Consider the following 450-nt stretch of genomic DNA (forward strand, 5'->3'; position numbering starts at 1 on the left):
GTAATGCCGCCAGTCGCGACGTGACTGGATCGTCGCGCAGGGCGTCGCGCCGGGACATGAGGCGGTCACGTTCGGCGTCGACACGACGGACTTCGTCAGCTTCCGCACTCAGGACATCAAGTCGCGCCGCCAACGTCGCACGATGCGACTCCCGTAATGCGCAGTCACGCACACAGCGACGCATATCGATTCGCGCGAGCTGTTGTGTGATCGCTGCCCGTTCGGTCATCAAGACCGTCAGACTGCGCGCGGGAGGCGAGGGCATGACGACTGCACTCGATACCCGCCGTTCACTAACGTGTTGCTGGCTGAGCAGGAAGAACGTGACATGTCCGTAGCACGTGGTCGCCAAACAGGCTATCCAGAGCAAGCTACCAATCGCTCGAACAAGAAACGGCCTGTCCCGGATCAGTGCCGGCAACATATGTGCGCTGGTTACGAGCACCATGC

General features: G+C 61.3%; 1 protein-coding gene. It reads right to left on the reverse strand.

From position 1 onward, the window contains the following. Window positions 1-232 (reverse strand): hypothetical protein (locus tag SB847_RS20520; RefSeq protein ID WP_410578393.1); only part of this gene is annotated, 232 nt, incomplete at its 3' end. Window positions 233-450 lie beyond the last annotated feature (218 nt).

The organism is Bacillus sp. SIMBA_026 (genome assembly GCF_046535335.1).
Taxonomy (GTDB): domain Bacteria; phylum Bacillota; class Bacilli; order Bacillales; family Bacillaceae; genus Bacillus; species Bacillus velezensis.